Origin of the sequence: Robbsia andropogonis (assembly GCF_000970345.1) — a bacterium.
In the GTDB taxonomy this organism is placed as follows: Bacteria; Pseudomonadota; Gammaproteobacteria; order Burkholderiales; family Burkholderiaceae; genus Robbsia; species Robbsia andropogonis.
In genome coordinates this window covers 1-738 of sequence record NZ_LAQU01000224.1, presented here as the reverse complement: position 1 = coordinate 738, position 738 = coordinate 1, and the positions used below count along the sequence as shown (strand labels likewise).

Sequence of the window (738 nt, the reverse complement as noted above, 5' to 3'; positions counted from 1 at the left end):
CGACTCTCTTTGTCGTGTCCGAGCCGGCGCTCTCCACGCTGACTCGCCGCAACCATGTTCTCGCCTGGGTGCTTCGGGAAGCCGAGTCGCTGGCCCTGTCGGCCATTCGCCGGCACAAGCTCGGCCCTGACCAGGATTGGATACATGCGCGCGTGGGCCTTCTCGAACGGGCCAGCCGCACTCGGATGCTACGCGAGGTGATGTTGTCACCTGCAGGGAGACGCAGACCCGGCGCGGCTGCGACAAGGGACGCGCGCAAGGGGTTGTCGCCGCTCTACCGAATGGCCGCGGATTCGATGCTTCTGTTCGAAGGCGTCGAGCGCATGGACGAGGACGCGATACGCTCCATTTTGTCGAACACGCTGGTCGCTCAGTTGGAGGACTGGCAAAAGCTCGAATTGGCGACCGCGCTCTCGGCGGCCGAAGCTTTGGCGTTGGAGATGGGCGAGCGGATCAGATGGAAGGGCTCGATTGCCGGCGGCTCCGAGATCGTGGCCGTCGGGCGATATCGGATCAGATGGCAGAACGCGCTGCCCAAGCGAGAGGCCGAGCATCTAGACCCGTCCGAAGCCATGATCCGAGAGACGGCGGAGGCTTTGAGCGCAGGAATGGGCTTGGCACGCGCCGATGTCTCGATTCGAGACGCCGAAACTGGAATCGACGTTGCCCACTTCGAATGCAAATGGTTCGGCTCCCCGCTATCAGCGTCAGCCGCAATCGTTGACGCAATCTCCCAGC

Annotated in this window: 1 protein-coding gene; it reads left to right on the top strand. The window is 63.4% G+C overall.

Annotation, left to right across the window (positions count from 1 at the left end; all coding sequences use genetic code 11):
* A partial coding sequence (locus tag WM40_RS27265) for a hypothetical protein (protein WP_046154682.1) occupies positions 1–738 on the top strand: 738 nt, incomplete at both ends.